This is a genomic window from Actinomyces sp. oral taxon 175 str. F0384 (genome assembly GCF_000223355.1).
In the GTDB taxonomy this organism is placed as follows: Bacteria; Actinomycetota; Actinomycetes; order Actinomycetales; family Actinomycetaceae; genus Actinomyces; species Actinomyces oris.
Genome location: NZ_AFUR01000002.1, coordinates 127,943 through 151,281 on the forward strand (window position 1 = coordinate 127,943; position 23,339 = coordinate 151,281).

The 23,339-nt window shown below is 72.3% G+C and carries 21 protein-coding genes and 1 tRNA gene; 11 read left to right on the top strand and 11 right to left on the bottom strand.

Annotated elements, in window-relative coordinates; genetic code table 11:
• Nucleotides 1-114: 114 nt before the first annotated feature.
• Nucleotides 115-188: transfer RNA gene (locus HMPREF9058_RS07365), tRNA-Pro, on the bottom strand.
• Between the two features lie 278 nt (nucleotides 189-466).
• Between HMPREF9058_RS07365 and HMPREF9058_RS07370 the strand changes: the two genes are divergently transcribed.
• Nucleotides 467-1,015 carry an O-acetyl-ADP-ribose deacetylase gene (locus HMPREF9058_RS07370; protein ID WP_009406631.1) on the top strand — a complete coding sequence of 183 codons (549 nt, stop codon included), beginning with the start codon at nucleotides 467-469 and terminating at the stop codon, nucleotides 1,013-1,015.
• Between the two features lie 253 nt (nucleotides 1,016-1,268).
• Nucleotides 1,269-2,183, top strand: coding sequence for an SDR family oxidoreductase (locus HMPREF9058_RS07375; RefSeq protein ID WP_009406601.1), 915 nt, complete (start codon nucleotides 1,269-1,271; stop codon nucleotides 2,181-2,183).
• 242 nt (nucleotides 2,184-2,425) lie between these two features.
• Here HMPREF9058_RS07375 and HMPREF9058_RS07380 read toward each other — a convergent pair whose 3' ends face one another.
• Nucleotides 2,426-3,412 carry a metallophosphoesterase gene (locus HMPREF9058_RS07380; protein WP_009747678.1) on the bottom strand — a complete coding sequence of 329 codons (987 nt, stop codon included), beginning with the start codon at nucleotides 3,410-3,412 and terminating at the stop codon, nucleotides 2,426-2,428.
• 51 nt (nucleotides 3,413-3,463) lie between these two features.
• Nucleotides 3,464-5,539 (bottom strand): transglycosylase domain-containing protein, encoded by a 2,076-nt coding sequence (locus tag HMPREF9058_RS07385; protein WP_009747707.1) that lies wholly within the window; start codon nucleotides 5,537-5,539, stop codon nucleotides 3,464-3,466.
• Nucleotides 5,540-6,055: 516 nt separating this feature from the next.
• On the opposite strand from HMPREF9058_RS07385, the gene HMPREF9058_RS07390 reads away from it, so the two are divergent.
• Both HMPREF9058_RS07390 and HMPREF9058_RS07395 read left to right on the top strand, forming a co-directional pair.
• Nucleotides 6,056-6,391 carry a WhiB family transcriptional regulator gene (locus HMPREF9058_RS07390; RefSeq protein WP_020991983.1) on the top strand — a complete coding sequence of 112 codons (336 nt, stop codon included), beginning with the start codon at nucleotides 6,056-6,058 and terminating at the stop codon, nucleotides 6,389-6,391.
• Between the two features lie 58 nt (nucleotides 6,392-6,449).
• Nucleotides 6,450-6,641, top strand: coding sequence for a DUF4177 domain-containing protein (locus HMPREF9058_RS07395; protein ID WP_003787945.1), 192 nt, complete (start codon nucleotides 6,450-6,452; stop codon nucleotides 6,639-6,641).
• Nucleotides 6,642-6,798: 157 nt separating this feature from the next.
• Here the strand turns inward: HMPREF9058_RS07395 and HMPREF9058_RS07400 are convergent, their stop codons facing one another.
• Nucleotides 6,799-7,476 (bottom strand): Crp/Fnr family transcriptional regulator, encoded by a 678-nt coding sequence (locus HMPREF9058_RS07400; RefSeq protein ID WP_003787943.1) that lies wholly within the window; start codon nucleotides 7,474-7,476, stop codon nucleotides 6,799-6,801.
• A gap of 294 nt (nucleotides 7,477-7,770) precedes the next feature.
• Between HMPREF9058_RS07400 and nth the strand changes: the two genes are divergently transcribed.
• From nth to HMPREF9058_RS07415, 3 genes are all read left to right on the top strand, one after another.
• On the top strand, nucleotides 7,771-8,520 hold the full coding sequence (gene nth / locus HMPREF9058_RS07405) for an endonuclease III (RefSeq protein ID WP_175284705.1): 750 nt from the start codon (nucleotides 7,771-7,773) through the stop codon (nucleotides 8,518-8,520).
• A 217-nt stretch (nucleotides 8,521-8,737) separates the two neighbouring features.
• Nucleotides 8,738-9,577, top strand: coding sequence for an ABC transporter ATP-binding protein (locus tag HMPREF9058_RS07410; RefSeq protein WP_009406628.1), 840 nt, complete (start codon nucleotides 8,738-8,740; stop codon nucleotides 9,575-9,577).
• A gap of 34 nt (nucleotides 9,578-9,611) precedes the next feature.
• A complete protein-coding gene (locus HMPREF9058_RS07415; protein WP_009747716.1) occupies nucleotides 9,612-11,000 on the top strand; it encodes an FtsX-like permease family protein in 1,389 nt (462 codons plus the stop codon).
• A 153-nt stretch (nucleotides 11,001-11,153) separates the two neighbouring features.
• Here HMPREF9058_RS07415 and HMPREF9058_RS13800 read toward each other — a convergent pair whose 3' ends face one another.
• Nucleotides 11,154-11,402, bottom strand: a complete 249-nt coding sequence (locus HMPREF9058_RS13800) for an alpha/beta fold hydrolase (protein WP_009747681.1) — start codon at nucleotides 11,400-11,402, stop codon at nucleotides 11,154-11,156.
• 274 nt (nucleotides 11,403-11,676) lie between these two features.
• Nucleotides 11,677-12,060, bottom strand: coding sequence for an alpha/beta fold hydrolase (locus HMPREF9058_RS13805; protein WP_009747713.1), 384 nt, complete (start codon nucleotides 12,058-12,060; stop codon nucleotides 11,677-11,679).
• Between the two features lie 570 nt (nucleotides 12,061-12,630).
• On the opposite strand from HMPREF9058_RS13805, the gene HMPREF9058_RS07425 reads away from it, so the two are divergent.
• Complete coding sequence (locus HMPREF9058_RS07425) at nucleotides 12,631-13,425, top strand: TMEM175 family protein (protein ID WP_009747702.1); 795 nt, start codon at nucleotides 12,631-12,633, stop codon at nucleotides 13,423-13,425.
• Here the strand turns inward: HMPREF9058_RS07425 and HMPREF9058_RS07430 are convergent.
• The 4 genes from HMPREF9058_RS07430 to HMPREF9058_RS07445 all read right to left on the bottom strand — a co-directional run bounded on the left by HMPREF9058_RS07430 (nucleotide 13,406) and on the right by HMPREF9058_RS07445 (nucleotide 18,303).
• Nucleotides 13,406-13,729: a branched-chain amino acid transporter permease gene (locus HMPREF9058_RS07430; RefSeq protein ID WP_009747668.1), complete on the bottom strand. Its 324-nt coding sequence runs from the start codon at nucleotides 13,727-13,729 to the stop codon at nucleotides 13,406-13,408. The genes HMPREF9058_RS07425 and HMPREF9058_RS07430 overlap by 20 nt on opposite strands.
• Nucleotides 13,729-14,451 (bottom strand): AzlC family ABC transporter permease, encoded by a 723-nt coding sequence (locus HMPREF9058_RS07435; RefSeq protein WP_043537902.1) that lies wholly within the window; start codon nucleotides 14,449-14,451, stop codon nucleotides 13,729-13,731. The genes HMPREF9058_RS07430 and HMPREF9058_RS07435 overlap by 1 nt, the downstream gene beginning before the upstream one ends.
• A gap of 61 nt (nucleotides 14,452-14,512) precedes the next feature.
• Entirely contained in the window at nucleotides 14,513-17,275 is a 2,763-nt protein-coding gene (locus HMPREF9058_RS13810; protein ID WP_009406607.1) for a hypothetical protein, read from the bottom strand.
• A gap of 89 nt (nucleotides 17,276-17,364) precedes the next feature.
• Nucleotides 17,365-18,303, bottom strand: coding sequence for a hypothetical protein (locus HMPREF9058_RS07445; RefSeq protein WP_254654091.1), 939 nt, complete (start codon nucleotides 18,301-18,303; stop codon nucleotides 17,365-17,367).
• A 193-nt stretch (nucleotides 18,304-18,496) separates the two neighbouring features.
• Here HMPREF9058_RS07445 and HMPREF9058_RS07450 point away from each other — a divergent pair, with 193 nt between their 5' ends.
• Nucleotides 18,497-19,474, top strand: a complete 978-nt coding sequence (locus HMPREF9058_RS07450; protein ID WP_254654092.1) for a Fic family protein — start codon at nucleotides 18,497-18,499, stop codon at nucleotides 19,472-19,474.
• 54 nt (nucleotides 19,475-19,528) lie between these two features.
• On the opposite strand, the gene HMPREF9058_RS07455 is transcribed toward HMPREF9058_RS07450, so the two are convergent.
• Nucleotides 19,529-20,458, bottom strand: a complete 930-nt coding sequence (locus HMPREF9058_RS07455; protein WP_009747697.1) for an HAD family phosphatase — start codon at nucleotides 20,456-20,458, stop codon at nucleotides 19,529-19,531.
• Between the two features lie 367 nt (nucleotides 20,459-20,825).
• On the opposite strand from HMPREF9058_RS07455, the gene HMPREF9058_RS07460 reads away from it, so the two are divergent.
• Both HMPREF9058_RS07460 and HMPREF9058_RS07465 read left to right on the top strand, forming a co-directional pair.
• The gene (locus tag HMPREF9058_RS07460) at nucleotides 20,826-22,040 is read left to right on the top strand and encodes a cellulose synthase operon protein YhjQ/BcsQ (RefSeq protein WP_139018994.1); all 1,215 of its coding nucleotides are present in this window, start codon (nucleotides 20,826-20,828) and stop codon (nucleotides 22,038-22,040) included.
• Nucleotides 22,028-23,284 (top strand): TadA family conjugal transfer-associated ATPase, encoded by a 1,257-nt coding sequence (locus HMPREF9058_RS07465; protein WP_009406634.1) that lies wholly within the window; start codon nucleotides 22,028-22,030, stop codon nucleotides 23,282-23,284. Before HMPREF9058_RS07460 ends, HMPREF9058_RS07465 begins: the two co-directional genes overlap by 13 nt.
• The last annotated feature ends 55 nt before the right edge of the window (nucleotides 23,285-23,339 follow it).

The window sequence follows — 23,339 nt, forward strand, 5'->3', positions numbered from 1 at the left end:
AAGTGGTTGCCGTCAATGACGGCAACCACTTCGTGTTCGGGGTATTCGGCCTGGCGGCCTACTACCCCCTCCTCGTCGAAGACCTCATGAGCAAGCTCATGGGTCTCCTCATCGTCGGGGTGGCGGGATTTGAACCCACGACCTCTTCGTCCCGAACGAAGCGCGCTACCAAACTGCGCCACACCCCGTGTGCAGCAGGCGACAGCATAGCCTCCACCCACCGTGGGGAGGAAATCGGATCGGCTGAGTCCTCCGTCACGTCGGTGTTCGCTCCCTGTGGGAACCCGGTTGGTTCGAGGTGCCCACCGTGCCAGGCTGCTCACAGCGGGTCCACCTGCTGGTCCGCGCCCAGGAGCGCCCTGAGTGGCCCGTGCCCTCGTCGTCGGGCCCCATTCCGCCCGAAAGGCGCAAGGACTGACAAGACGTGAGGACACCCCCGAGCACCCGTCGCAGACAAGGAGCTCCCATGCGCATTGAGGCCGTCGTCGGCGATATCACCACCGAGAAGGTCGACGCCATCGTCAACGCCGCCAACAGCACCCTCCTGGGCGGAGGGGGCGTCGACGGCGCCATCCACCGCGCCGCAGGCCCCGGCCTGCTCGATGCCTGCCAGAAGGTGCGCGACACCGAGCTGCCCGACGGACTGCCGGTCGGCCGTGCCGTGGCCACCCCCGGCTTCGACCTGCCCGCCGCCTGGGTCATCCACACCGTGGGCCCCAACCTCCATGCCGGCGAGGACGACCCCGCCCTGCTGCGCGCCTGCTTCGACAGCTCTCTGGCGCTCGCCATCCAGCTCGGCTGCACCGGCATCGCGCTGCCGGCCGTCTCCGCCGGCGTCTACGGCTGGCCGATCACCCGGGTCGCCGAGATCGCCGTGGCCCGGGCCCGCGCCGTCGAGCGGCTCTCCCACACCGATCCCGGCGCCGTCGGACGCCTGGGGCTCATCCGCTTCGTCCTGTCCTCGCAAGTCAACCACGAGGCCTTCGCCCGCGAGCTCGCGGACCTCGAGGACTGAGGCGCCGACCCGTCTGCGTCTCCCCTCTGTCCTCTTCTCTGCACCCTCTCCCCGAACCGACGGGGACAGCCGACGCCGGCGGGGACATTTCAGTGCGGCCGGGGACATCTCGCGCGTCGGGGGACTGGAATCCCGTCCCTGTACGCGCAGACTGTCCCCGCCCGGAGGCGAACGCACCCGCCCGCGCGCAGTGTCCCCGGCCGGAAGAAAAAGTCCCCGTACATGTGTGGCAGACCTCTTTACGCTTGGCCCTATGACCACCGACGCTCACCACGGACACGTCTCCACCGCTCCGGGCGGCCCCACTGGTCCCTGCGCCGCCGCCGGTCCTATCGGCCCCGTCGGCCGCGACCCCCTGCCCTTGGCGGGGCGCACCGTCCTGGTGACGGGAGTCAGCCGCCGCATCGGCATCGGCCACGCCATCGCCTGCCGCGCCGCCGACTACGGGGCGAGCATCGTCGCCCACCACTACCGCCCGCACGACGTCTCCCAGTCCTGGGGCGCCGACGACATCGACGCCGTCATGGCCTCCATCCGCAGCCACCTGGTCGGCCCGGCCCGGCTCGTCGACATCCCCGCCGACCTGGCCGCCTCCGGGGAGCCGGCCCGCGTCGTCGAGCAGGCCGCAGCCGCCGCAGGCCACCTCGACGCCCTCGTGTGCAACCAGGCCATGAGCAGCCCCGACGGGTCGCTCAGCGAGATGATCGAGACCGTGCTGGACGCCCACTGGGCCGTCGACGCCCGCGCCTCCATCCTCCTGGCGCAGGCCTTCGCCGCCCAGGAGGGCTTCGCCTCGCCCGCTCCGTCCGGTTCCGCGCACCGCCGCGGCGCCATCGTCTTCCTCACCTCGGGCCAGGGTCTGGGCCCACTGCCCGGGGAGATCGCCTACGCCGCCGCCAAGGCCGCCATCGCCGGCCTCACCCCGACGATCTCCGAGGAGCTCATCGACGCCGGCATCACCGTCAACACGGTCAACCCCGGCCCCGTCGACACCGGCTACGTCACCGAGGCGGACCGTGAGGCGACCGCCGTCATGTTCCCCCAGGGGCGCTGGGGCGAGCCCGACGACGCCGCCCGCCTCATCACCTGGCTGCTCACCGACGAGGCCCGCTGGATCACCGGGCAGGTCATCAACTCCGAGGGCGGCTTCGCCCGCTGGCGCCGCTGACTGCCGCACCCAGGCGCCGGCGTACCTGTGCGCTCTGCCTGCCCCGTCCTACTGCGCGCACCCCGCGACCCCCACACACTTCGACCGAAACTTCAAAAACGACACGGCTCCGGGTCTTCTATGAAGTTTTGGTCGAAGTGTTGGCGGGGCGCGGGTCGAAGTGTTGGTGGGGTGGTGGTGGGGGAGTGCCTTGGACGACGTGTGGGGGCGTGCTGGACGAAGTGTTGCAGGGGCGCGGCGCCTCAGGCCGGCAGCAGGCGCAGCAGCGTGGCCTCGGGCCGGCAGGCCAGGCGCACGGGCGTGTAGGGGCTCGTGCCGAGTCCGGCGGAGACGTGCAGGTACATGTGGTCGGCGGCCCGCGGGTCCCCGAGCCGGCCCGGCCACTGCGACAGCCCCGAGGCGCGCCCCCGGTCCAGGTCGCAGTTGGTCACCAGTGCCCCCACCCCGGGCACGCACAGCTGCCCGCCGTGGGTGTGCCCGGCCAGGACCAGGTCGACGTCGTCGGCCGACATCGCCTCCAGGACCCGCCGGTAGGGGGCGTGCGTGAGCCCCAGCCGCAGAGCCCGACCCTCATGGTCACGGATCGCCGGCAGGGAGGTGGCCGACTCCGCTGAGCCGGCGGCCTCGGGGACGGGCAGGACATCGCGGTTGGCGTGCGGGTCGTCGACGCCGACCAGCTCGATGCGCCGCCCGCGCACGGTCAGCGAGCCACGCCGGTTGGTCAGGTCCACCCAGCCGCCTGCGGCCTGCAGGTCACGGACCTCCTCCCAGGGCAGGGCCTCGATGTCCTCGTCGCGCACGCGACTGGCGGCCTTGCGCGGGTCCCGGTGCAGGTAGCGCGTCGGCAGGCGGAAGACGGTGGAGCGGTAGTCGTGGTCGCCCATGACGAAGGCCCCGGGCAGACCCGTCAGCGGCTCGAGTGCCCGCCGCAGCGGCTCCAGCCCGGATGCCAGGGAGAGGTTGTCGCCGGTGTTGACGACGACGTCGGGCTGCAGCTGCGCCAGCTGCCGCACCCAGGCGACCCGCGCCTCGGTGTGGCCCGTCAGGTGAAGATCGGCCAGGTGCAGCACCGTGAGGGGCTCCTCGTCGGCGGCGAGCACCGGCACGTCGATGCGCCGCAGCACGGGGCACCTGGCCTCAATGAGGCTGTAGGCCAGCGTGGCCGCCCCCAGGGCAGCGGTGGTGCCGATGACGGACAGGGCGGCGCGGCCGGCAGGGCAGGGCGTCATGGGGAGTCGGGTCCTGTTCTGTGCAGTTGTCGTTCTCGCGGGGAGAGTCGCTCACCCGTGGGAGGGAATGGGCAGGACCGGGTCGTTCGCCACGGCCTGGGACATGTAGTCGCGCCACATCGGCGCGGCCAGGTCACTACCGTAAATCGTCGGGAAGTACACCCCTCCGATCGTCCTGCCGACAAGGCTCCTGCCGCTCTCCGTGGCGTCACCGATCCAGACCGCGGTGGACAGCTGCGGGGTGAATCCCACGAACCAGGTGTTCTCAGCCTCATCCGTGGTTCCGGTCTTGCCCGCGATCGGTCGACCGAAGACGGCGTCCTTAGCGGTACCTCCTGGTTCGGATGTGGCGCGGAGCGTTTTTGCGGTCTCGTCCGCGGCACCCTGGTCCATGGCTTGGGTGCAGTCAGCGCTGGGTACGGCCATCGAGGTGCCGCTGGCGTCCAGGATCTGGTCGATGGCGATGGGCTTGCAGTACTTACCGCCGGAGGCGAAGGTTGCGTAGGCGTTGGCCATGCTGAGCGGTGGGACGGGTGTGCTTCCCAAGGCGATGGAGGGGTCAGGATCCAGCTGGCTACCGTCCGCCTTGGTGATGCCCAGGGAGGCGGCGAGCTTCGTGACCTCACAGACATCGAGGTCCCTGAGCATCTCGGTGAAGCCCGTGTTGATGGACTGCTTCGTGGCTTCTCTGACGGTCATCATGCCGGCGTTGGTTCCGGCGACGTTGTTGACGGGCCAGGAGCCGGCCGCACGGTCGGGATCGCAGGAAACTGTGAACGTATTGGGCCCGTAGTTCTTCGGCGCGGACGCGTTCAGCATCTGGTAGGGCGTGTGGCCGGTTTTGAGCCACTCGGCCAGGATGATCGCCTTGAAGGTCGACCCCGGCTGGAAGCCGACGTTTCCATCGGGGAGCTCGATTCCACCGTGCTTGGCGTCCGCTGCGAAGACGAGCTGGGAGTCCTCATAGTTGGTGTTCTGAGCCAGCGCCTGGATTCGTCCAGTGCCGGGCTCGATCGAGACGATGGTGGAGTTGGCTCCGTCGGAGCCCCCGATCGGAGTTCTGGCCTGAATGACGGAGTCGGCGGCACTCTGACGCTCGAGGTTTAAGGTGGTGGTGATCTTCAGGCCACCGCGCGTCAGGAGCTGACGGCGGGCGGCGACATTGGGTCCGAAGTTCTCCGAGCCGAGAATCTCATTGACCACATAGGTGCAGAAGTAGGCGTAGCTGCCTGCGGCCCCACAGCCCGCGGGCGAGTCCTGAATGTCGAGCTTGATCTCGGAGTTGACCGCCTCGTCGTACTGCTGCTTGGTAATGAACTTCTCTTCCAGCATCTTGGCCAGCACCCAGTCCCGACGATTCTTGGCCAGTTCCGGCTGGGACTTGGGGTCGTAGGCGCTGGGTGCGTTGGTGGTTCCGGCCAGCAGGGCGGCCTCGGCCACCGTCAGATCCTTGGCATGCTTATTGAAGTAGTGCAGCGAGGAGGCCTCGACCCCGTAGGTGGAGGGACTGAAGGCGGCGATGTTGAGGTAGCCCTCGAGGATCTGCTGCTTGGAGTACTTCTGCTCCAGGCTGAGGGCGAACTTCATCTCCCGCAGCTTGCGGGCCACGGTGCTCTCCGTGGCGTCCCGGATGAGCTTGTGGTCGTCGTTCTTCAGACCGGTCTCGATGAGGGTATTGCGCACGTACTGCTGGGTCAGCGTGGAGGCGCCCTGACGCGAGCCGCCGGCGTTGTTGGACACCAAGGCCCGCACCATGCCGGTGGGGTCGACGCCCTGGTGCTGGTAGAAGCGCTGGTCCTCGACGGCGACGATCGCGTTCTGCATGTTGACCGAGATCGAGCTCAGGGGCACCACGATGCGGTTCTCCGCGTAGAACTTGGTGATCTCGGAGCCATCGGAGGCCAGGAGGGTGGAGATCTGGCTGGGCGGCTGAACGTTGAAGTCGCTGGGGAGCTCCTCGAAGAGCTCGGCGGATGCCTTGGTCAGCGCTGCCGTGGCGCCCACGAAGGGGGCGGCGAAGCCCGCGGACAAGACCCCGCCGACGCACGAGAGAGTCAGGAAGACCACGAGCATCGAGACGACCTGGGGTGGTGTCAGGGAGCGCCCGCGCGCAGAGGATTTCGCCATGGCGTCAGCCTACGTGGAATCGCTTGGAGGATGCAGTGGCGTAGACCCTCTTCGGGCTGGGAAGACCCTTGGAGACCGGCTCTGCGCCCTCTGTTCGGCGGGACTGGGGGCGACTCGACGGCGTGGCGGGCGCCCGACGACGGGGCGGCTCGATCACATAGCGAGACGGCTCCGGCACACAGATAATTCTTAGTAATTCACCAGGTAGGAGTCACGGTGACGTCACGATCTTTTGAGGAGAGGTGTGGTTCGGAGGTGGGCTGTCGTCCGTGAGAACCGGAATCCTCAGCCGTGGGAAAGGCTCGGGGCGCAGCGGGCCCGATGTCCGGCAATCGGCTCGCTATCAGAGAACTCTCCTCGTCGGTACTGATCTTCGGCGCACTGTCGGGGATCTGCGCCGATCGGATTGCCCAGGTCTCGAGGGGAGGATTTGGTGAGAGACACTCGATTGCCATACGGTAACGACTGTGACGTGACCGACAACGGCGTCGGCCGTTGAATGGATCGGGAGTGAGCATGATTCAAGACGACCAGACCTGGGCGGCCCAAGCGGCCTGCGCCACCGTCGAGCCTGACCAGCTCTTCGGCAAGGGCGCTGAGCAGCGCGACGCACGATCCCTGTGCTTCGCATGTCCGGTTCGTATGGAGTGCCTGGCCGAGGCGCTCAACTCCGAGTCCAGCTTCGGCGTCTGGGGTGGGCTGACCGAGCGGGAGAGGCGGGCCCTGCTGCGGCGCTTCCCCGAGGTCGACGACTGGGGCCTGTGGCTTGAGCGCGAGGATGACGAGCTCGTCGCCGAGATCCACGCCCGCCGTGCCCCTCGCATCCTGGCCCGGGTGCGCTGCGCCTCCTGAGGGCCGCCCCCGCGTTGCCAGCTTCCGGCGCCTGGCGGCGGGCTCTAGGCTGAGGCCCATGACTGCATCATCTGAGCCCGTATCCGCCGCGCCCACCACCTGGGAGTACGTCACCGTCCCCCTCATCACTCACGCCACCAAGCAGATCCTCGACCAGTGGGGTGCTGACGGCTGGGAGCTCGTCCAGGTCGTGCCCGGCCCCTCCGGCACGGACAACCTCATCGCCTACCTCAAGCGCCCCCGGTCCTGACGGGCCGCCCGGCGAGGCCGGTGCGCACGACGCCGCGCCTGCGGTCCGGTACCTTCCGGCTGCAGGCGCGGCGTCGTCTCTGCGGTTGATGCGGGTGTCAGCGCCCGGCGGCTTCTCCGGTGCGCTGCGCTGAGGGCTCGCGACCCGAGACGGGACCTCAGCGGGCGCGACGGCGCAGGCGGTCGACGTCGAGCAGCGTGACGGCCCGGCCCTCGAGGCGGATCCAGCCGCGGGAGACGAACTCGGCCAGCGACTTGTTGACCGTCTCACGCGAGGCGCCCACCAGCTGGGCGAGCTCCTCCTGGGTGAGGTCGTGGGGGACGTGGACGCCGTCGTCGGTGGGTGAGCCGAAGCGGTCGGCCAGGTCCAGCAGGGCCTTGGCCACGCGGCCGGGCACGTCGGAGAAGACGAGGTCCGCCAGCGCGGTGTTCGTGCGGCGCAGGCGCTGGGCCAGGGCGCGCAGCATGTCCTTGGCCAGCTGCGGGTGGGACTCCACGAAGGTCATGAGCTGGTTGTGGTCCAGCGTCAGGAGCTCGGTGGGGGCCACGGCGGTGGCGGTGGTGGAGCGCGGGCCCGGGTCGAACAGGGTCAGCTCGCCGACGATCTCGCCGGGGCCGAGCACCGCGAGCAGGTTCTCGCGGCCGTCGGCGCTGGCGTGGCCGAGCTTCACCTTCCCGGAGAGGAGAATGTAGAGGCGGTCGCCTGAGTCGCCCTCGTTGAAGAGGGTCTCGCCACGGCGCAGAGTCGTCTGCGTCATCATGGCGCGCAGTTCCTCCTGCTCCTCCGGGCTCAGGCCCTCGAAGAGCGGGATCCTGGAGATAATGCTGTCTTCCACGGAGATCCTCCTGGTGGTTAGGGGGCTGGCATCCCGCATGCGGGAGCCCTCGGGTCTATCCTGCCACGGCTTGTGACCTGTGGCACGCCGTCGAGCATTGTAGCCCCCGTGTGTTGCAGGTCAAAGGGAAGTGAGCAAGATCGGGTGCGTCGTGCGACACGGTCCCATCCGTGAGGTTGCGGGCAGGCGGCGGGATCGACTGCAATGGCGGTTTGCGGAGGACGACCCGGTCAGAGGCGGACCGGGGCTCGCAGGAGGAACCCTCCGGCGCGGGTGGTGCTGGTGGTGCCGCCGATGAGATCGCGGAGAGAGGACACAGTGCGCAGGGCAGTGAGTAGCGAGACTGCTGAGGCCGAGGTGGCGGGGGCGGTCGGGGCTGCGCCCGGGGTTGCCGAGACGGCGCTGACGACCGAGCCGGCCCGGCGTGCGGGCGCCGTCGACGACGAGCTCATGACCCTCTACCCCGACGCCGCCTGCGCCCTGGACCACGACGGCCCCTTCCAGCTGCTCGTGGCCACCGTCCTGTCGGCCCAGACCACTGACGCGCGCGTCAACACGGTCACCCCCGAGCTCTTCGAGCGCTACCCCGACCCCGCCGCCCTGGGGGCCGCCCGGCGCGAGGACCTGGAGGCGATCCTGCGGCCGCTCGGCTTCCAGCGCGCCAAGGCCGGCCACCTGCTCGGCATCGGTCAGGCCCTCACCGAGCGCTTCGAGGGGCGGGTGCCGGGCAGCCGCGAGGAGCTCGTGGCCCTGCCGGGAGTGGGGCGCAAGACCGCCAATGTCGTACTCGGCAACGCCTTCGGGCAGCCCGCCATCACCGTGGACACCCACGTGGGCAGGCTCTCGCGCCGCCTGGGGTGGACGACGTCGAAGGACCCGCTGCGCGTGGAGAAGGACATCGCGGCCCTGTGGGAGCCGTGGCGCTGGACCGACGGCTGCCACCGGCTCATCGAGCACGGGCGCCGGGTGTGCTCGGCCCGCTCGCCCCGCTGCGGCCAGTGCACACTGCTCGAGGCCGGGCTGTGCCCGCAGGCGGGGGTCTGAGGGCCGAGCCCGTGCAGGCCGGCGCTGAGCTGACGACGAGCTGACGCCGAGCCGGGCGGACGCTGCGTCGTCCTACCGTTTCTGCAGGGATACGCGAAGAATGCGCTTCTCGGGGACGTCAGGTGGAGGTGTCCGGGACCGGTGTCGGGCTAGCCCCACCTCCAATTCGCCAGATGGCCGGATGGGCTGGGAGAGACGGCGCCGTCAGGCTGGAGGCATGACTGCTCACTCGCCCCTGGCCTCCTCCGACCCGACCGCCGCCCCCGCCTCATCCCTGCCGCCGACCACGCCGCCTGCCGGGCCGGGCCCGACGTCGCCGGTCGCCATCCGGCTGCGCGGCCTGACCCGCGTCTACGAGGTCCCCGGACGCCAGGACGCCCGCGTCACCGCCCTGGACCACGTCGACGCCGACCTGCCCGAGGGCAGCTTCACCGCCGTCGTCGGGGCCTCCGGGTCGGGCAAGTCCACGCTGCTGCACTGCATGGCCGGCCTCGATGAGCCCACCAGCGGACAGGTGACCATGCTCGGCGCCCTCACCTCCGGGATGCGGGCCGCCGAGCGGGCCCGGTTCCGCGCCCGCCACGTCGGCTTCGTCTTCCAGGAGTATAACCTCATCGCCTCCCTGAGCGCCGCCGACAACGTCTCCATGCCCTCGCGGCTGGCCGGGCGTCCCCTGAACAGCGCCCAGACCCAGGAGGCCCTTGACGCCGTCGGGCTCGCTCACCGCGCCGGCCTCAAGCCCCACCAGCTCTCCGGAGGGGAGCGCCAGCGCGTGGCCATCGCCCGCGTCATGGCCAGCCGCCCCCGGATCGTCTTCGCCGACGAGCCCACCGGCGCCCTCGACCTGGACTCCGCCGCCCTCGTCCTGGACTGGCTGCGCCGGCTCACCGAGCAGGGCACCACCGTGGTCATGGTGACCCACGACGTCGAGGCCGCCGCCCGTGCCGACGCGGTCGCCGTCATGAGCCAGGGGCACCTGGTGCAGTGGACCGACTGCCGTGACGCCCGCCAGATCGCCGAGCTCGTCCACTCGGCGCGAGCCACGCGCGCCGCCTGACCGGGGCCGGATCAGGAAAGGATCGGAGAAGATCATGGTCACACTCATCTGGAACGACCTGCGCCACCACGCCCGCCAGTGGCTGTGGTCACTGCTCGTCGCCACCGTCGGCGGCGCCATCATCGGCGTCATCATCACCGCCTGGTACAGCGCCCTGAACTGGGCCCATGCCCAGGGCTCGGCCGAGCTCATCAACGCCGCCCACATCATCGGCTCCAGCCTTGTCTCCTACGCGGGGCTGGCCACCGCCGTCATCCTGTCCACGACGCTGGGTCTGACCGTCTCGGCCCAGCAGCGCTCCCACGCGCTGTGGAAGGTCCTGGGCATCCCCGGTAGCCGCATCCGCCGCATCATCCTGGCGCAGGTCGGGGTGATCGGGCTGCTCGGAGGCGTCATGGGGGCGGTGACCAGCCTGCCGCTGGTCCGCGTCTACCTGCTCACCTGGCGGGAGTTCGACGTGTTTCCCCAGAATCTGCCCATCATCATGCCGGGCTTCGGGGTGCCGTTGACCATCGCCGTGACGATGCTGTTCTGCGTCCTGGGCGCGATGGGGCCGGCCCGGCGGGCGGCGTCGGTCCCCGAGATGCAGGCGCTGCGGGAGGCCACGGCTCCGCAGACCCGGACCCGGTGGTGGCAGTGGGTGGTCGTCGGCATCATGCTCCTGGGGCTGGTCATGACCCCCTTCGAGAGCTCTCTACCCATGAGTGACGCGGAGAGGGCGGAGATGGCCACGTCCGGTATGAATCTCAACGACCCGGGGGACCGCGCGATGGCCGGCGCCTCCATGGGGCTCCTCGCCGCGATCGCTGCCCTGAGCGTGCCGAACTGGACGCTGCGGCCACTGCTGACCTGGTGGACCGCCCTCATCCCGGGCCGCAGCCCCGCCTGGTTCGCTGCCCGCGCCAACGCCCGCCACCGCGCCTCCCTGTCGATGACGACGATCGTCCCCTTCGCCATCGCCGTGGCCCTGACCGGCACCGTCTACGCCGCCGTCGGGGCTGGGCAGGCCATGGGCGCGCAGGGCTCGGTCAGCGGGTTCCTCTCTGTCGGGGTTCCAACCTTCTTCATTTCCGGCGTCGGCGGGATCGCTAATATCGCCATGGTGGGGCGGGCCCGACGCCAGGAGGGGGCGCTGCTGGGGGTCATCGGGGCGCGCACCCGCACGGTTCTGGCCTCCACGGCGCTGGAGGGTGTCATCTACGCCGTCACCGGCATCCTCTTCGGGCTGGCGGCCACCGCCGTCAGCGCCGTCTACGCCGCGCTGTACTCCGGGGGCGGGACGGCGGTTCTGGTCGCCTCGGTTCCGGTGGGGCTGCTGGCCCTCGTCAGTGGGATCTCGCTGGCGCTCGCGGTGGCAACCACCTGGCTGCCCGCCCAGCTCGACCGGCGCTCCCTCATGGACAACCTGCGCCAGCCGGTGTGAGACGGTGTGAGCCGGCGCCGGGTTGACCGCGCTGCACCCGTCGAGCTGGGTGGCGGCGCCGGGTTGACCGTGCTGCACCCGTCGAGTTGGGCACTTCATCTGCAGACCTACCGAAGAACAACGGGGCTGCGCGATAAGGCCCGGCTCGCGGCCTCAGGCGGAAGCGGGCGGGGCGACGTCGGCCAGGAAGGGCAGCAGGGCCCGGACGAACCCCGCAGGGGTCTCCTCCTGGGGGAAGTGGCCGGAGCGGTGGACTGTTACCTGACGCAGGTTGCCGGCCACGTGATGGGTGTCGCGCGCGTAGGCCTGGGCGGGCTGGACCGGGTCGAGCTCGCCCTGCACCGACAGGACGGGCACCGTCACCGGCTTGTCCAGGGCCGCCGTCTCCGCCCAGGACAGCACGAGGTTGCGCAGCGGCTCCAGGGCGCTGCGGGCGGCGCCGGGTCGGGACAGGAGCTCGGCGTAGTAGGGGGCCTCCTCGGCCAGTGCCTCGCGCGTGTGCGGCCCGGCCCAGGAACGCAGCAGGCCCTCCAGGGCGCTGCGGCTGCGCAGGCGGCGCTCGGCCAGGCCCGGGATCCGCAGGCTCGCGTACTGCAGCGCCGGCCCGGACAGGGCCCGGGTCCGCAGCGAGCGCAGCGCGAGCGGTGGGGGGCGCCGACCGGGACGATCGCCGTCGTCAGGTCCGGGGCCAGGCTCGGCAGCGCCCAGGCGACCTGACCGCCGAGCCCCGCGCCGACGACCACGGCGCGCTCGTGCCCAGGGAGCGGACCACGGCGGCCAGGTCCTGGGCGAGCGTCACCAGGTCGTAGCCCGACGGCGGCCGGTCCGAGCCGCCGAAGCCGCGCAGGTCGAGGGCCGCCACGCGGTGCCCGGCCTGCGCCAGGGCCGGGATGACGTGACGCCAGGTCCACCAGCACTCGGGGAAGCCGTGCACCAGGAGGGTGAGGGGGCCGGCTCCGGCCGGGGCCTCGGGGCCCGCCAGCGCGACATGGAAACGAGTGCCGCGGGCGGTGAGGTTGCGGTGGGTCCAGGGGCCGGGGCGATTGACGTCAACAGGCACGCCCGCAGCCTACTGGTCGGCGCCCCGTACCGGCGATGGGGCCGCCGGGCACCGCCCACGTCGTCCTGCACCGCCTCAGGGGCGCCCGCCGGGGACATTTCACGTGGCCGGGTGCGTGTCGTCCCGGGCGGGGACAGGACGCGCGTTGGGGGACAGGTATTCGGTCCCCGGCGGCGTCGATAGTCCCCGGCGGTACTGGAGTGTCCCCGTCGGTACTGGAGTGTCCCCGCTGGTGCGGGGTGTCTCCTGGTGGGGGCGTCCTCGAGTGGCCGGGGACATTCTGCGCGGCTGGGTGCGTGTTGTCTTGGGCGGGGACAAGATGCGCGTTGGGGGACAGGAATTCGGTCCCCGACGGCGTCGATTGTCCCCGTCGGTACAGGAATGTCCCCGCCGGTACTGGAATGTCCCCGGCGGCGCAATGATTCCGCGGTTCAGGTGACGTTATGAGCGCCTGGATATCCTCTTTGTCACCGATATGGACATGCGCCGGGGCGAACCGGCTCCCGGAGCAGGGCCGGAGATGACGATTGGGTTCCACATCGCTCCTGATCGCGGAGGGAAGGAGAAGGCATGACTGCCCAGCGCCACCATGACTCGGGTGATGGTTCTGCCGCTGACCTCGCCGAGGGCGTCCGCACTGACTCCTGTGGCTGTGCGCACGTGGATGTCGTGGCCTCAGACCCGGTTACTGACGCGGCTCCCAAGGAGGGAGCGGCCGCTGGGGGCGGCGGCGCACAAGGGGAGGAGGAGTCGGCACCGATCTCACCCGGACGCCTGGAGGCCTTCAGCGACGGGGTCATCGCCATCGCGATCACCCTGCTGAGCCTGGAGATCAAGCTGCCCGACGGTGGCGGGAGCCTCCTGCACTCCCTGGCCTCCTTGTGGCCCAGCTACCTGGGCTTCGTCCTCAGCTTCCTCCTGGTGGGGCAGGTCTGGCTCAACCATCACGCCATCTTCGTGCGGGTGCGCAGCGTCGACCAGTGGATGCTCATCTGCAACCTCTTCCTCCTGCTCGACGTCGCCTTCCTTCCCTTCGCCACCTCGGTCCTCACCCGGTCCCTGGAGTCCGGCCACGACGAGCGCACCGGCGCCGTCTTCTACGGGATGGTCATGGTGGTCGGCGGGTTGTTCTTCAACGCCCTGTGGCGGGCCTCCATCCGGGACCGGAGCCGCCTGCGAGCAGGGGTCTCCGAGGCGGAGGTGCGCTCCATGACCCGGCGCTTCGCGATGGGGCCATGGCTCTACTCACTGGCCGCGCTGCTGGGGATGGTCAGCGCCTGGCTGAGCGTGGTCACCTACGTGGCCCTCATCGTCTTCTACATGGTCGGCCACCGGCCGCGGCGGGTCAGCCCAGCAGGAGGCTGAGGGTGACGTACACGCCGGTGCCGCCGATGAGTGACAGCCCGATGGAGCGCCGCCACAGGTGCAGGCCCGCCGTCGCCCCGATCCCGGCGGCGGCCGGCAGCCAGCTCGACGGCGACAGGCTCACCCCACCCAGCGTGTAGGCCACCAGGACGATCATGACCCCCAGCGGCATCGCCCGGGACAGGAAGGCCAGCACCGCACTGTCCTGACGCCCGCGCAGCAGCACGAAGGGCACGATCCGGCACACGAAGGTGATGACGGCGACGACCACGACGGCGACTGCGATCTGCGAGTTGGTGAGCATCAGCTGTCCCTCCGTCCGGGCGCCGGCGCGCTCGCCCCGGGGCGGCGGCCGCGCCAGGCGTACAGACCCACCAGGCCGACGGCAAGGATCACCAGCGCGGTCAGCAGTGCCGCCGAACCACCGATGGCCAGGCCGACCCCGCCGGCCACCAGCCCCACGCACAGCACCCCGATATCGGGGTGATTGCGCCAGTTCTCAATGGCCAGGACCACGAACAGGGACGTGAGCACGAAGCCGAGCAGCTCGATGCGCTCACCCACCACGGAGGCCAGCGCCGTGCCGGCCAGTGCCCCGACGGTCGTGCCCGACACCCAGGAGGCGTGGCTGATCGCCTCCACGCCCACCAGGTAGCGCCCACTCATGGCCCGCCGGTCGCGCGCCGCCAGCAGCGCGTAGACCTCGTCGGTGATCGCGTGGACGGCGTAGAGGCGCGTGACCGCCCTGCCCCGCACCCGCTCCAGGGGGAAGCCCAGCCCGTAGAAGACGTGCCGGCCCGAGACGAAACCGGTGGACAGGGCAATGGCCGCCAGCGGCTCGCCGGCACCGGCCAGTGGCACCAGCAACATCTGCATGGTCCCGGAGTAGATGACCAGGCTCCACACCGGCGCCCACCACCAGGCCAGGCCCTCGGCGACCAGAAGCATCCCGGCCGCCAGCCCCAGCGTCACGTATCCGACGACGATGGGCACTGCGTCCCGGGCCGCATCGGCGAGGGTCTGCATCCGCCGAGCCGACGGCGCTCCTGCCTCGTCGGCCCCGGAAGGCGGCGGGGTGGTGTCGGGATCAGTCACGCGGGCCGCGGCCCTCGTCCTGCGTGCGCTGCCCGGACCGGCGAGCCACGTGGCCGACGACGGCGACCATGATCGTGAGCACGCCCATGAGGATGAAGCGGCCCGAGAGGCCGTCGTCCATGACGTAGGTGGACAGGGCCTTGCCCAGGTCGGAGTGGGCCTGAAGCCGATTGACCGTGGGCCCCAGGATCGACTTGGTGACCCCCGGCATGAGGATGAAGGGCAGGCCGATGACTGTGCTGAGGGCGCCGACGACGAAGGCCCCCAGTGAGGAGCGAGAGATCATGAACAGGGCGGCGGCGCAGGCCGCGGTCCCGCCCAGGATCTCCAGCGCGCCCATCGGGGAGGCGGCCGAGGGCCAGGCCGAGGGGTTGCCGCCGGTCAGGGTGGCGGCGCCGTCGTGCACGAGGAACCAGGCCAGAGGGAACAGGACGATGGCGACGAGCACCCCGGCCCAGTGGGTCTCGACTCGCGAGCTCGGGGCGCTCAGTGCGCTGGCGCCCTTGAGGAGGATCGCGTCGTCCTCGTCGGCACCGGTCATGGCCATGGCGGCCTGCCGGGCACGCGAACGGCCGCGCTCCTCCGGGTCGTCACTCTGACCGGCGTCGGCGCTCGCGGACAGGCCCCGGGCGGCGGGGGCGGCTGCGAACCAGTCGGGCGTCTGCTGCGGGGAGGGGGCCGACGGCGAGGCTGCCGGGATCGGGCGGTAGTCCCGGGCGCTCGTGGCGGCGGGGGCCGGTGTGCTGGCAGGCACCTCGGGGCGGTCACTGGAGTGCTCGATGTACGGGGAGGCGGCGGCCCGGGGGGCTGCTCCCAGCCCCGTGCCCATCCCTTCCGTTGAGGCGGTGGGGGACGGGGTACCGGAGGAGAAGGCGGGGCGAGCGGAGGGCGCCGCCCCGGTGGAACGCGCCGAGGGGGCGCTGGCGGCGGAGCCCGTCCGGGCCAGCTGAGCCGCGGGGGTCGCCGGCCAGGACGGGGCCGAGGGGCGGTTGTCCGCCGCGGCGTTCACCGGCGCTGCCGCCTCCGGCTCGGCCGGTGACGTCGATGCGGGCACCGATGGCGCCGAGGTCGCTGACGGCGCTGACGCCGGCTCCTGCGGCTCGGCCCCGGGCCGGCTCGGTGAGGCGGGCTCCGGCGAGTCCGCTGACGGGGCGGCCGGTGTCGTCACGGTCGCCGACGGCGCGGCGGGAGCCGCGAAGGCCGCCGAGACGGCGGGGGCCTCGATGGGCGCGAAGCCGTCATCGGTGTTGTCGACGTCCTCAACGTCCTCGACGGCGGCTGCGTCGGCTGCTGCGGTCGTGTCGGGCGTCTGGGAGGCGGAGGCCGGCGGGACCGGCCTCCAGGGCTGTGCGGTGGGGGCTGTCGGGAAGGGAGCCGAGGCGGGCTCCGAGGTGGCGGCCGGCTGCGCAGCCTCCTTGGCAACGTTCTCAGTAGGCTTCTCGGCACTGTCCTCGGACGCCTCGTCGGCCTCGCTGACCTCACCGGCCTCGCCGGTCTCCTCGTCGTGCTCGCCGTCGAAGCCATCGATGTCGTCGACGTCGGTGTTGTCAGTGTCGTCCAGGCTGACGGCGGCATCCGCGGTGCTGGTTGCGGTGGAGGGGATCGGCGGGGTGGCGTCCGCGATCCCATTCGAGGCTCGGGCCGCACCGGTGGCCACCGAGACGGGTACGGCCCTCACGGCCGGGGAGCCGGTCACGGGGGTGGGGATCGCCGGGGTCTCGGGGGTGCGGTCGTCGTCCACGTCCTGGCCGACGAGGTCATCGCCCTCGGCTGAGTCCTCGACGTCCTCGACGTCGTCGAACGCCTCGAAGTCCTCAACCTCGATGCGGCCCTCCGACACTGAGGTGGTCTCGGCGGCCTCGGCGGTCTCAGTCACGGAGGCGGGTCCCTGCGCGACCGCGGCCTCGGTGGTTGCAGGCGCGGTGGCGGCTGCCGTGGTCGGTCGGTCGGCCGACCGACTGAGGGGCTCGGCGCTGACCGTCGGGGCCGGCGCCTCGGCCTCGTCATCCACATCGTCCACCGGGGCGGGCGACGACGCCTCCGGGGCAGTAACAGCCGAGCCGGCGGAGACCGTGGAACCGGTGAGGACTGCCGCAGGTTCAGGAGCCGTGGTCGTTGTGGCCTCGACGGCGACCGGTGTCTGTTCATCGTCCACCTCGCCGGGCTCCGACGGCGGCGGAATCGACGGCGGCATCCCGGCGGCCTCAGCGGTCCTGACCGCCGGCGCGACGGCCTCGTCGCTGCGCGTCACGGTCTCGGACGGCGTTGGAGCTGCCTGAGCGCCCGCGGCAGCGGTCTTGGTGGTCTCAGCGGATTCAGCGCCCGCAGCGGCCTGGTTCCCGGCCGCAGGGAAGGACGCCTGCTCGCGGAGGTTGAGGGTGTCGCCCCCGTCGTCAGTGGCCTCGGCCCCCTTCTCTCCGGCCCCGTCGTGGACTGCATCATCGACCGTATCGACGGTATCGGCGTCGTTGGTGTCGGTGCCCGCACCGGCCGCAGCGGCCTTGCCGGCCTGGGCGGCCGTTGCCTGAGGCGCGGGGGAGGAGGACTGGGAGACCCGGTTGGCCTTGCCGATGAAGCTCGCGAGGGAGGGCGAGGCGGCGGGCTGATCGGTCGGGTTGGCCGTCACCTCTTCTGAACGCTGGTCCGTGGCCTGTGTCCGCGCGGTGGGCGTCGACGTCGTTGGGGAGGACGGGGCGGCGTCGTCGGAGGCGAGGGGCGCCTGCGGCGCGGTGCGGTCTGTGTTGTCGGTGCTCACGAGGTCTCCTTACGCATGCACACGGTAGTAGGAGGGGGATGCCGGATGGGGCCGGTCATCTCCAGGACACGAATTCGGGCATGGGCCCCTCAGACGCCGGAACGCAGCCTGGCCAGTGCGTTGGCACGGCCCTGCCGGCGAGCCACATGTGCTCCCCAGCCGATCGCCATGAGCTCGATGCCGATGGCGGCGAGCACGACGGCGTTCGGGCCGTGCGGCAGGAGCCTGGAGACCAGGTGGCCGCCAGGGATCATACCGTTACTGAGCGTGGGCACTGCCGCAAGCACAAGAACCGGGCCGATGACGCGCGCGCCGAGAGTGGAGCGGGCCGTCGAGGCGCCGGCCGCGGCCAGGGCCAGGAGGGAGACGAGGACGGCTGCGATCAGCAGCGGCCCGGTCTGGACACCGGGGGCGACTGCCCGCAGGTAGGTACGGGGCAGCAGAAAGGCCGCCAGCGCCAGCCCGGCGATGACCCAGGGCAGGGACAGGAGGTGGTCGCGGCGGCGCGAGGGCGGTGGCGTCGGAGTGGAGCCCACGGTCCGGTCGGCCTCGGTGAGGCGGAAGGCGGCGTGCCCCTGGGCCTGGCCGGCGCGGCGGGCCTGGCGCATCCCCCAGGAGCCACCCAGCCACAGGCCCGCCAGGGTGAGCATGAAACCGGTGCTGACGAGCTGCTGCAGCCAGGGCTCAGTCAAGGAGGCCGCGTGAATGGGGGCCAGGAAGACCATCGACTGGGCGGTCAGTGCGGTCAGTCCGGTGACGAGTGCGCCCAGCGAGGAGCGGCTGGCGAACAGCACGGCGGCGGCGGCGGACAGCATGAGGAGGGCGCCGAGCAGCAGGCCGGTGCGCAGGATCGAGGTCTGGTCGGCGGCCAGGCCCAGCAGGGCGGAGGCGCCCAGGGAGAAGAGGACTCCGACGACGGCGGTGAGCACGTAGTCGGGGCGGCGACTGCGCGGTGGCCGACCCGATGCGCCAGGGGTCGCGGGCGGCGGGCCGGAGCCCGGTGCGTCATGGGAGGGGGAGTCACTCACCTGATCGAGTCTAGGGGGTGCGCTCGTCTCGTGCTGGTTTCCTCGGGATACGGGGCCAGGGGGCGCCTGAGGGCGTCTGTGGCCGGCGATGACCGTGGTGTGCCACAGTGGGGGCGTGGTGCGAATGTCTGTGGGGATCGGTTCGTCGGAGCCCAGGGGACCCAGGGGGCCCGGGAGGCCCGTGGCGCGGGGCGTGACGGGCCTCCCCGGAACGCCGACCGACGGGTTGATTATCGGTGGGGCCGGCGCAGGTGCGCGGGCCGGGGCGGCCACCGACGGCGCCTCCTCGCCCGAGGATCCGGCGCTGGAGGCGCTCAGGGCCGTGGCCGCCGATGAGCGGGTGCGCGCCGCCGAGGCTGCGGTGCGTGAGGCCTGCTCCGAGCTGCGCTGGAACGAGGCCCTGCGACGCCGGTGGCGCGAGGCCCGCGCTGAGGCCGCGATCCGGGGCGCCATCGCCTCGGGCGGCGTCGAGGGAGCGGTGGTCTCCGCTGAGGTCCTGCGCGAGCAGGTGGTCGCCGGCTCCCTCACCCAGGCCGCCACCGGGGACCCGGGCCTGGACGCCGTGGCCGGGCTGTGGCGCGCCGGGACCCGCCTGGTGGGCTGGATGCCGGACCTGGTGGGCCGGGGACGGCCGGTGGTGCCCCCGGCGCGCTCGCTGCTGGCGGCGCTGCACCGCGACGTCGTCGGCCCCCTGGCGGCCGGCGGCCGGTTGGGCCTGGGGGAGGTCGGAGTGCCGCGGGCCCGGCAGGTGCATGCCCGCGAGGGCGGTCCTGGGGCCGCGCCGCAGGGCGAGGGACTGGTGGCGAGGCTGGCGGGACTGGTCGATCTCATTGAGGCGCCGCAGGCGCCGGCGCTGGTGCGGGCGGCCATCGTGCACGCCGAGATGCTGGCCGCCCGCCCCTTCACCGCCGGGAACGCCGCCGTGGGGCGCCTGCTGGTGCGTCACCTCCTGGTGCGTGACGGGCTCGAGCCGACCGGAACGGCCGTCACCGACCTCTACCCCGGGCGGGTGCCGGCGGCCTACGCCGAGGCCGCCGGAGCCTACGTCTCGGGCACCATGGACGGGGTGGTGGCCTGGGTGGTGTGGCAGGCCGAGGCGGTGCTCGCGGGGGTTCAGGAGGCCCAGCGCCTGTGCCGGGCGGTGCAGGCCGGCACCTGGCGGGCCGGGTGAGTTGGGCCGTCCAGGTGAGCCAGGCTCACCCCTGCTTGAGCCCGGCCGGAGGACTCAGAGGCCGCGGGCGCCGCGCGGGCGGCGTCGGGCCATGAGCCAGGCGGCGGTGCCCCCGACGGCCAGCACGCCGGCCACGTGGGCGATGACCGAGGCCCGGGTCGACAGGCTCGGCGGCTCCCAGCGCGGCCGCAGCCGCACCGGGCGGGCGAAGTCGCGCACCGGCCAGTCCCGCTCCTGCGCCAGGCGCCGCAGGTCCCGGTCGGGGTTGACGGCGACCGGATGGCCGACGGCGCTGAGCATCGGCTCATCGGAGATGGAGTCGGAGTAGGCCCAGCACCGGGCCGGATCGATGCCGTGGGCGGCGGCGTCCTCGTGCAGCGCCACCACCTTCTCCGAGTGCAGCATGGAGCGGGAGATGCGCCCGGTGAACAGACCGTCCTCGCCGACCTCCATGTGGGTGGCCACCGCCCGGTCGGCCCCGACGAGGCGGGCGATGGGGGCGACCATCTCAGAGATGGAGGCCGAGACCACCACGACGTCGTGCCCGGCCCGGCGGTGGCCCTCAATGAGGTCGAGGGCCTCGGCGTAGACGGCCGGCTCGATCGCCGTGGCCAGGGCGCCCTCGACGACCTCCACCAGGTCCCGACGGCTGATGCCAGCCGACATGAGGGCCAGATGCTCCATGAGGCTGCTGGAGCGCTGGGTGCCGGCTCCCACCAGGAGGTAGGGGATCTGGGCGATGAGCCCGTAAGCCAGGGTGCGGGAGGAGATGAGGCCGCTGCGCCGCATCGGGGTCCCCAGCGCCCAGGTCGACGACGTCGCCAGGATCGTCTTGTCCAGGTCGAAGTAGGCCGCCGCACGGTGCCCGGTGGGGGCCGGCCCGGCAGGCGGGAGCTCCGGCGCAGCCGGTGGGGCGGTCGGTGCCGTCACTGGTGACGTCGCCAGCAGTCGGGAGGGGGCGCTTGCGCGGTCCTGCGCGCTCATGGACCCATCTCATCACGAGGGGAGCTCCGGTGTCAGGCGTGTGAGCCCCTCGGTTGCCTGCGTCGTCGCCGAGGCTGCCGCGCTGGGCGGCCCCGGGCCACGGTGAGGCGCGGTGGGACGCGGTGGGCGCGGGGCCACAGGCGTGCCTTTGCGCCCCTCCTCCACAGGGCCGACGACGTCGCTGGGCGCAGCCGCGGACGGGCCCGCACCCTGGTGGAGAGCCGCCGGCGGCGGCGCCGCAGTATCGCCGTACCACTCGTGCGGGGTACCGGCCGGGGAGCCGGGAGGCGGCTGTGGCAACGGCCGGCCGTGGGCACGACCGGGGAGACAGTGAGGGAACCGAAAGGAGAGGGCGATGCCGGTGGAGATGCCTGTGAGGCAGACGCCCGTTCCCGCAGGGGACGGCGCATGGCAGCCGGGGCAGCCACAGCTGCCTGGGACATCGGCGCAGCCGGAGGAGACGCTGACCATCCCGGCAGTGGCGGCGTCCGGGGGCGCGGCGGCTCCAGAGCCGGAGGAGAAGGACCCGACGTCGGAGGCCACGGAAGGAGCCAGGGCGAGGCAGGTGGCGCGGGTCAGACCGGCGACGGGGCGCAGGCCGGTGTGGGACGGCCGAGACGTCTCCTTCCCTCCCCTGAGGCCCTCCGCCGGTGAGCCTGCGCAGTCCGGTGCTGAGGCACAGCCGGGGGAGAGGGGAAGGATCCCGGGGGCGGCGCGCTCGGGGCGCCCTGCCCAGGTCCTGGCCGTCACCGGCGCCCGCGGGGGCCAGGGGGCCAGCGTCCTGTTGCTGCACCTGGCGTGGGCGCTGGGCCGCGCGGGCAGACGGGTGGCGATGATGGACCTCGACCCCACCGGCGGCCTGGACCTCCTGTGCGGGCAGAGCGTCCTGACCGGGCTGCGCTGGGCGGACCTGCCGGCAGAGGAGTCGGCCTTCCGGCCCGGCCACCTCGTCGGGGCACTGCCCGTGTGGCACGCCATGCCGGTCCTCACCGGGGATGTGCGCGGAGGCCCCCTGCCGTGCGCGGCGGCGGTCCTGGAGGCCATGCGGGCCGAGCACGACGTCGTGCTGGTGGACCTGCCCCGCGGGGCGTCCCCGCCGCCGGGCGCCGGGGTCCTTATCGTCACCGGGCTCGACCTGCGCTCGGCCGTCGCCGCCGAGAGCATCGCCTCGCGACTGCGGGGCACGGCGCCCGCCGCTGTCGTGGCCGCCGATGCTGAAGCCGCCGCGGCCGCCGACGCCGCTGCTGGGGTGCCGGTCTGGCTCGTGGCGCGCCAGGTGGGTGAGGACGTCCTCGCCGAGGACCTCGAGCTCATCACCGGCTGCCCGGTCCTGGGGCAGGTGCCCACCGACCGGGTCCTGGCCAAGCGGCTGGCCCTCGGGGAGGACCCGGTGCGGTCCCGCTCGGCCCTCCGGCGCGCCGCGAGCGCCCTGGCCCGCGAGCTGCTGCCCCGGCTCGCCGACGCCGCAGCGTCGGAGACCCGCACAACGAACCAGTTGGCGAATCAGTCGGCGAGCCGGCCAACGAGCCAGTCAGTGAATCAGTCAGGCGATCAGTCCAGGAGGCAGTCATGGTCCCGGTAAGTCCCGGTCAGCCAGGTGCCTCCGGCGGGGGTGGGGCAGACGGCCCCGAGCTCGCCCGTGTCCGCAGCGCCCTGGCTCGCGGCGTGGGTCTGGAGGAGGCCCTCAACGATGCCGCCGCCCCCGCCACCGGACAGGTGGGGATGGCGCGCCTGGGCCAGAGGGTGCGCGCCGACGTCGACGGCGCCGGGCCGATCCTCCAGCCCCTCATCGAGACCGAGGGCGTCACCGACGTCCTCGTCAGCGACGGGCGCACCTGGATCGACCGGGGGCGCGGCCTCGAAGCGGTCCCCGCAGCCGCCATGGATGAGCCCGAGGTGCGGGCCCTGGCCGTGCGCATGGCCGCCTCCGCGCATAAGCGCCTCGACGACGCCTGCCCCGTCGTCGACGCCACCCTGCCCGACGGCACCCGACTCAACGCGGTGCTGCCGCCCCTGAGCGCCGATGGCACTCTCATCAGTCTGCGCACCAAGCGCCGCCGCGGCTTCACCTTGGACGAGCTCACCGCCGCCGGCACGATCGCCCCCGGCCTGGACGAGGTCCTGGCCGCCCTGGTGGCCGGCCGCGCCAGCTGTCTGGTCACCGGCGCCACCGGTACCGGCAAGACCACCCTCCTGGCCGCCCTGCTCTCACTCGTCCCGGCCACCGAGCGCATCGTGTGCATCGAGGAGGCCAGTGAGCTGCGCCCCGATCACCCCCACGTCGTCCACCTCCAGGAGCGCGGCGCCAACGTCCAGGGCGTCGGGGCGGTCGCCATGACCTCCCTGGTGCGTACCGCCCTGCGCATGCGGCCCGACCGGATCGTGCTGGGAGAGTGCCGCGGCCCCGAGGTGCGCGACGTCCTCACCGCCCTCAACACCGGCCACGAGGGCGGCTGGGCCACCCTCCACGCCAACTCGCCCGCCGACGTCCCCGCCCGCCTGACCGCCCTGGGGGCCCTCGCGGGACTCGACGAGGCGGCTGTCGCCGCCCAGGCGGCCAGCGCCCTCGACGCCGTCGTCCACCTGCGCCGGCAGGCCGGCACCACCGGGGCACGCCGGTACGTCGCCTCCATCGGAGTGCTGCGGCGCGGGACGAGCCCGGCCGGAGCGGTGCTCATCTGCGAGGAGGCCCTGCACGTGACGGGCGACGGCCGACTCAGACCCGGCCCGGCCGTATCAGCGTTGCGGGAGCGGATCGGCCCACAGGCCCTGGCCCGCACCGGCCTTGACGGACTGCCCGGGGCGGGGGAGAGGAGACCGGTATGACGGGCGTGACCAGCTGGGTGGGCGTGGCCTGCGTGACGGGCACGGCCGCGATCCC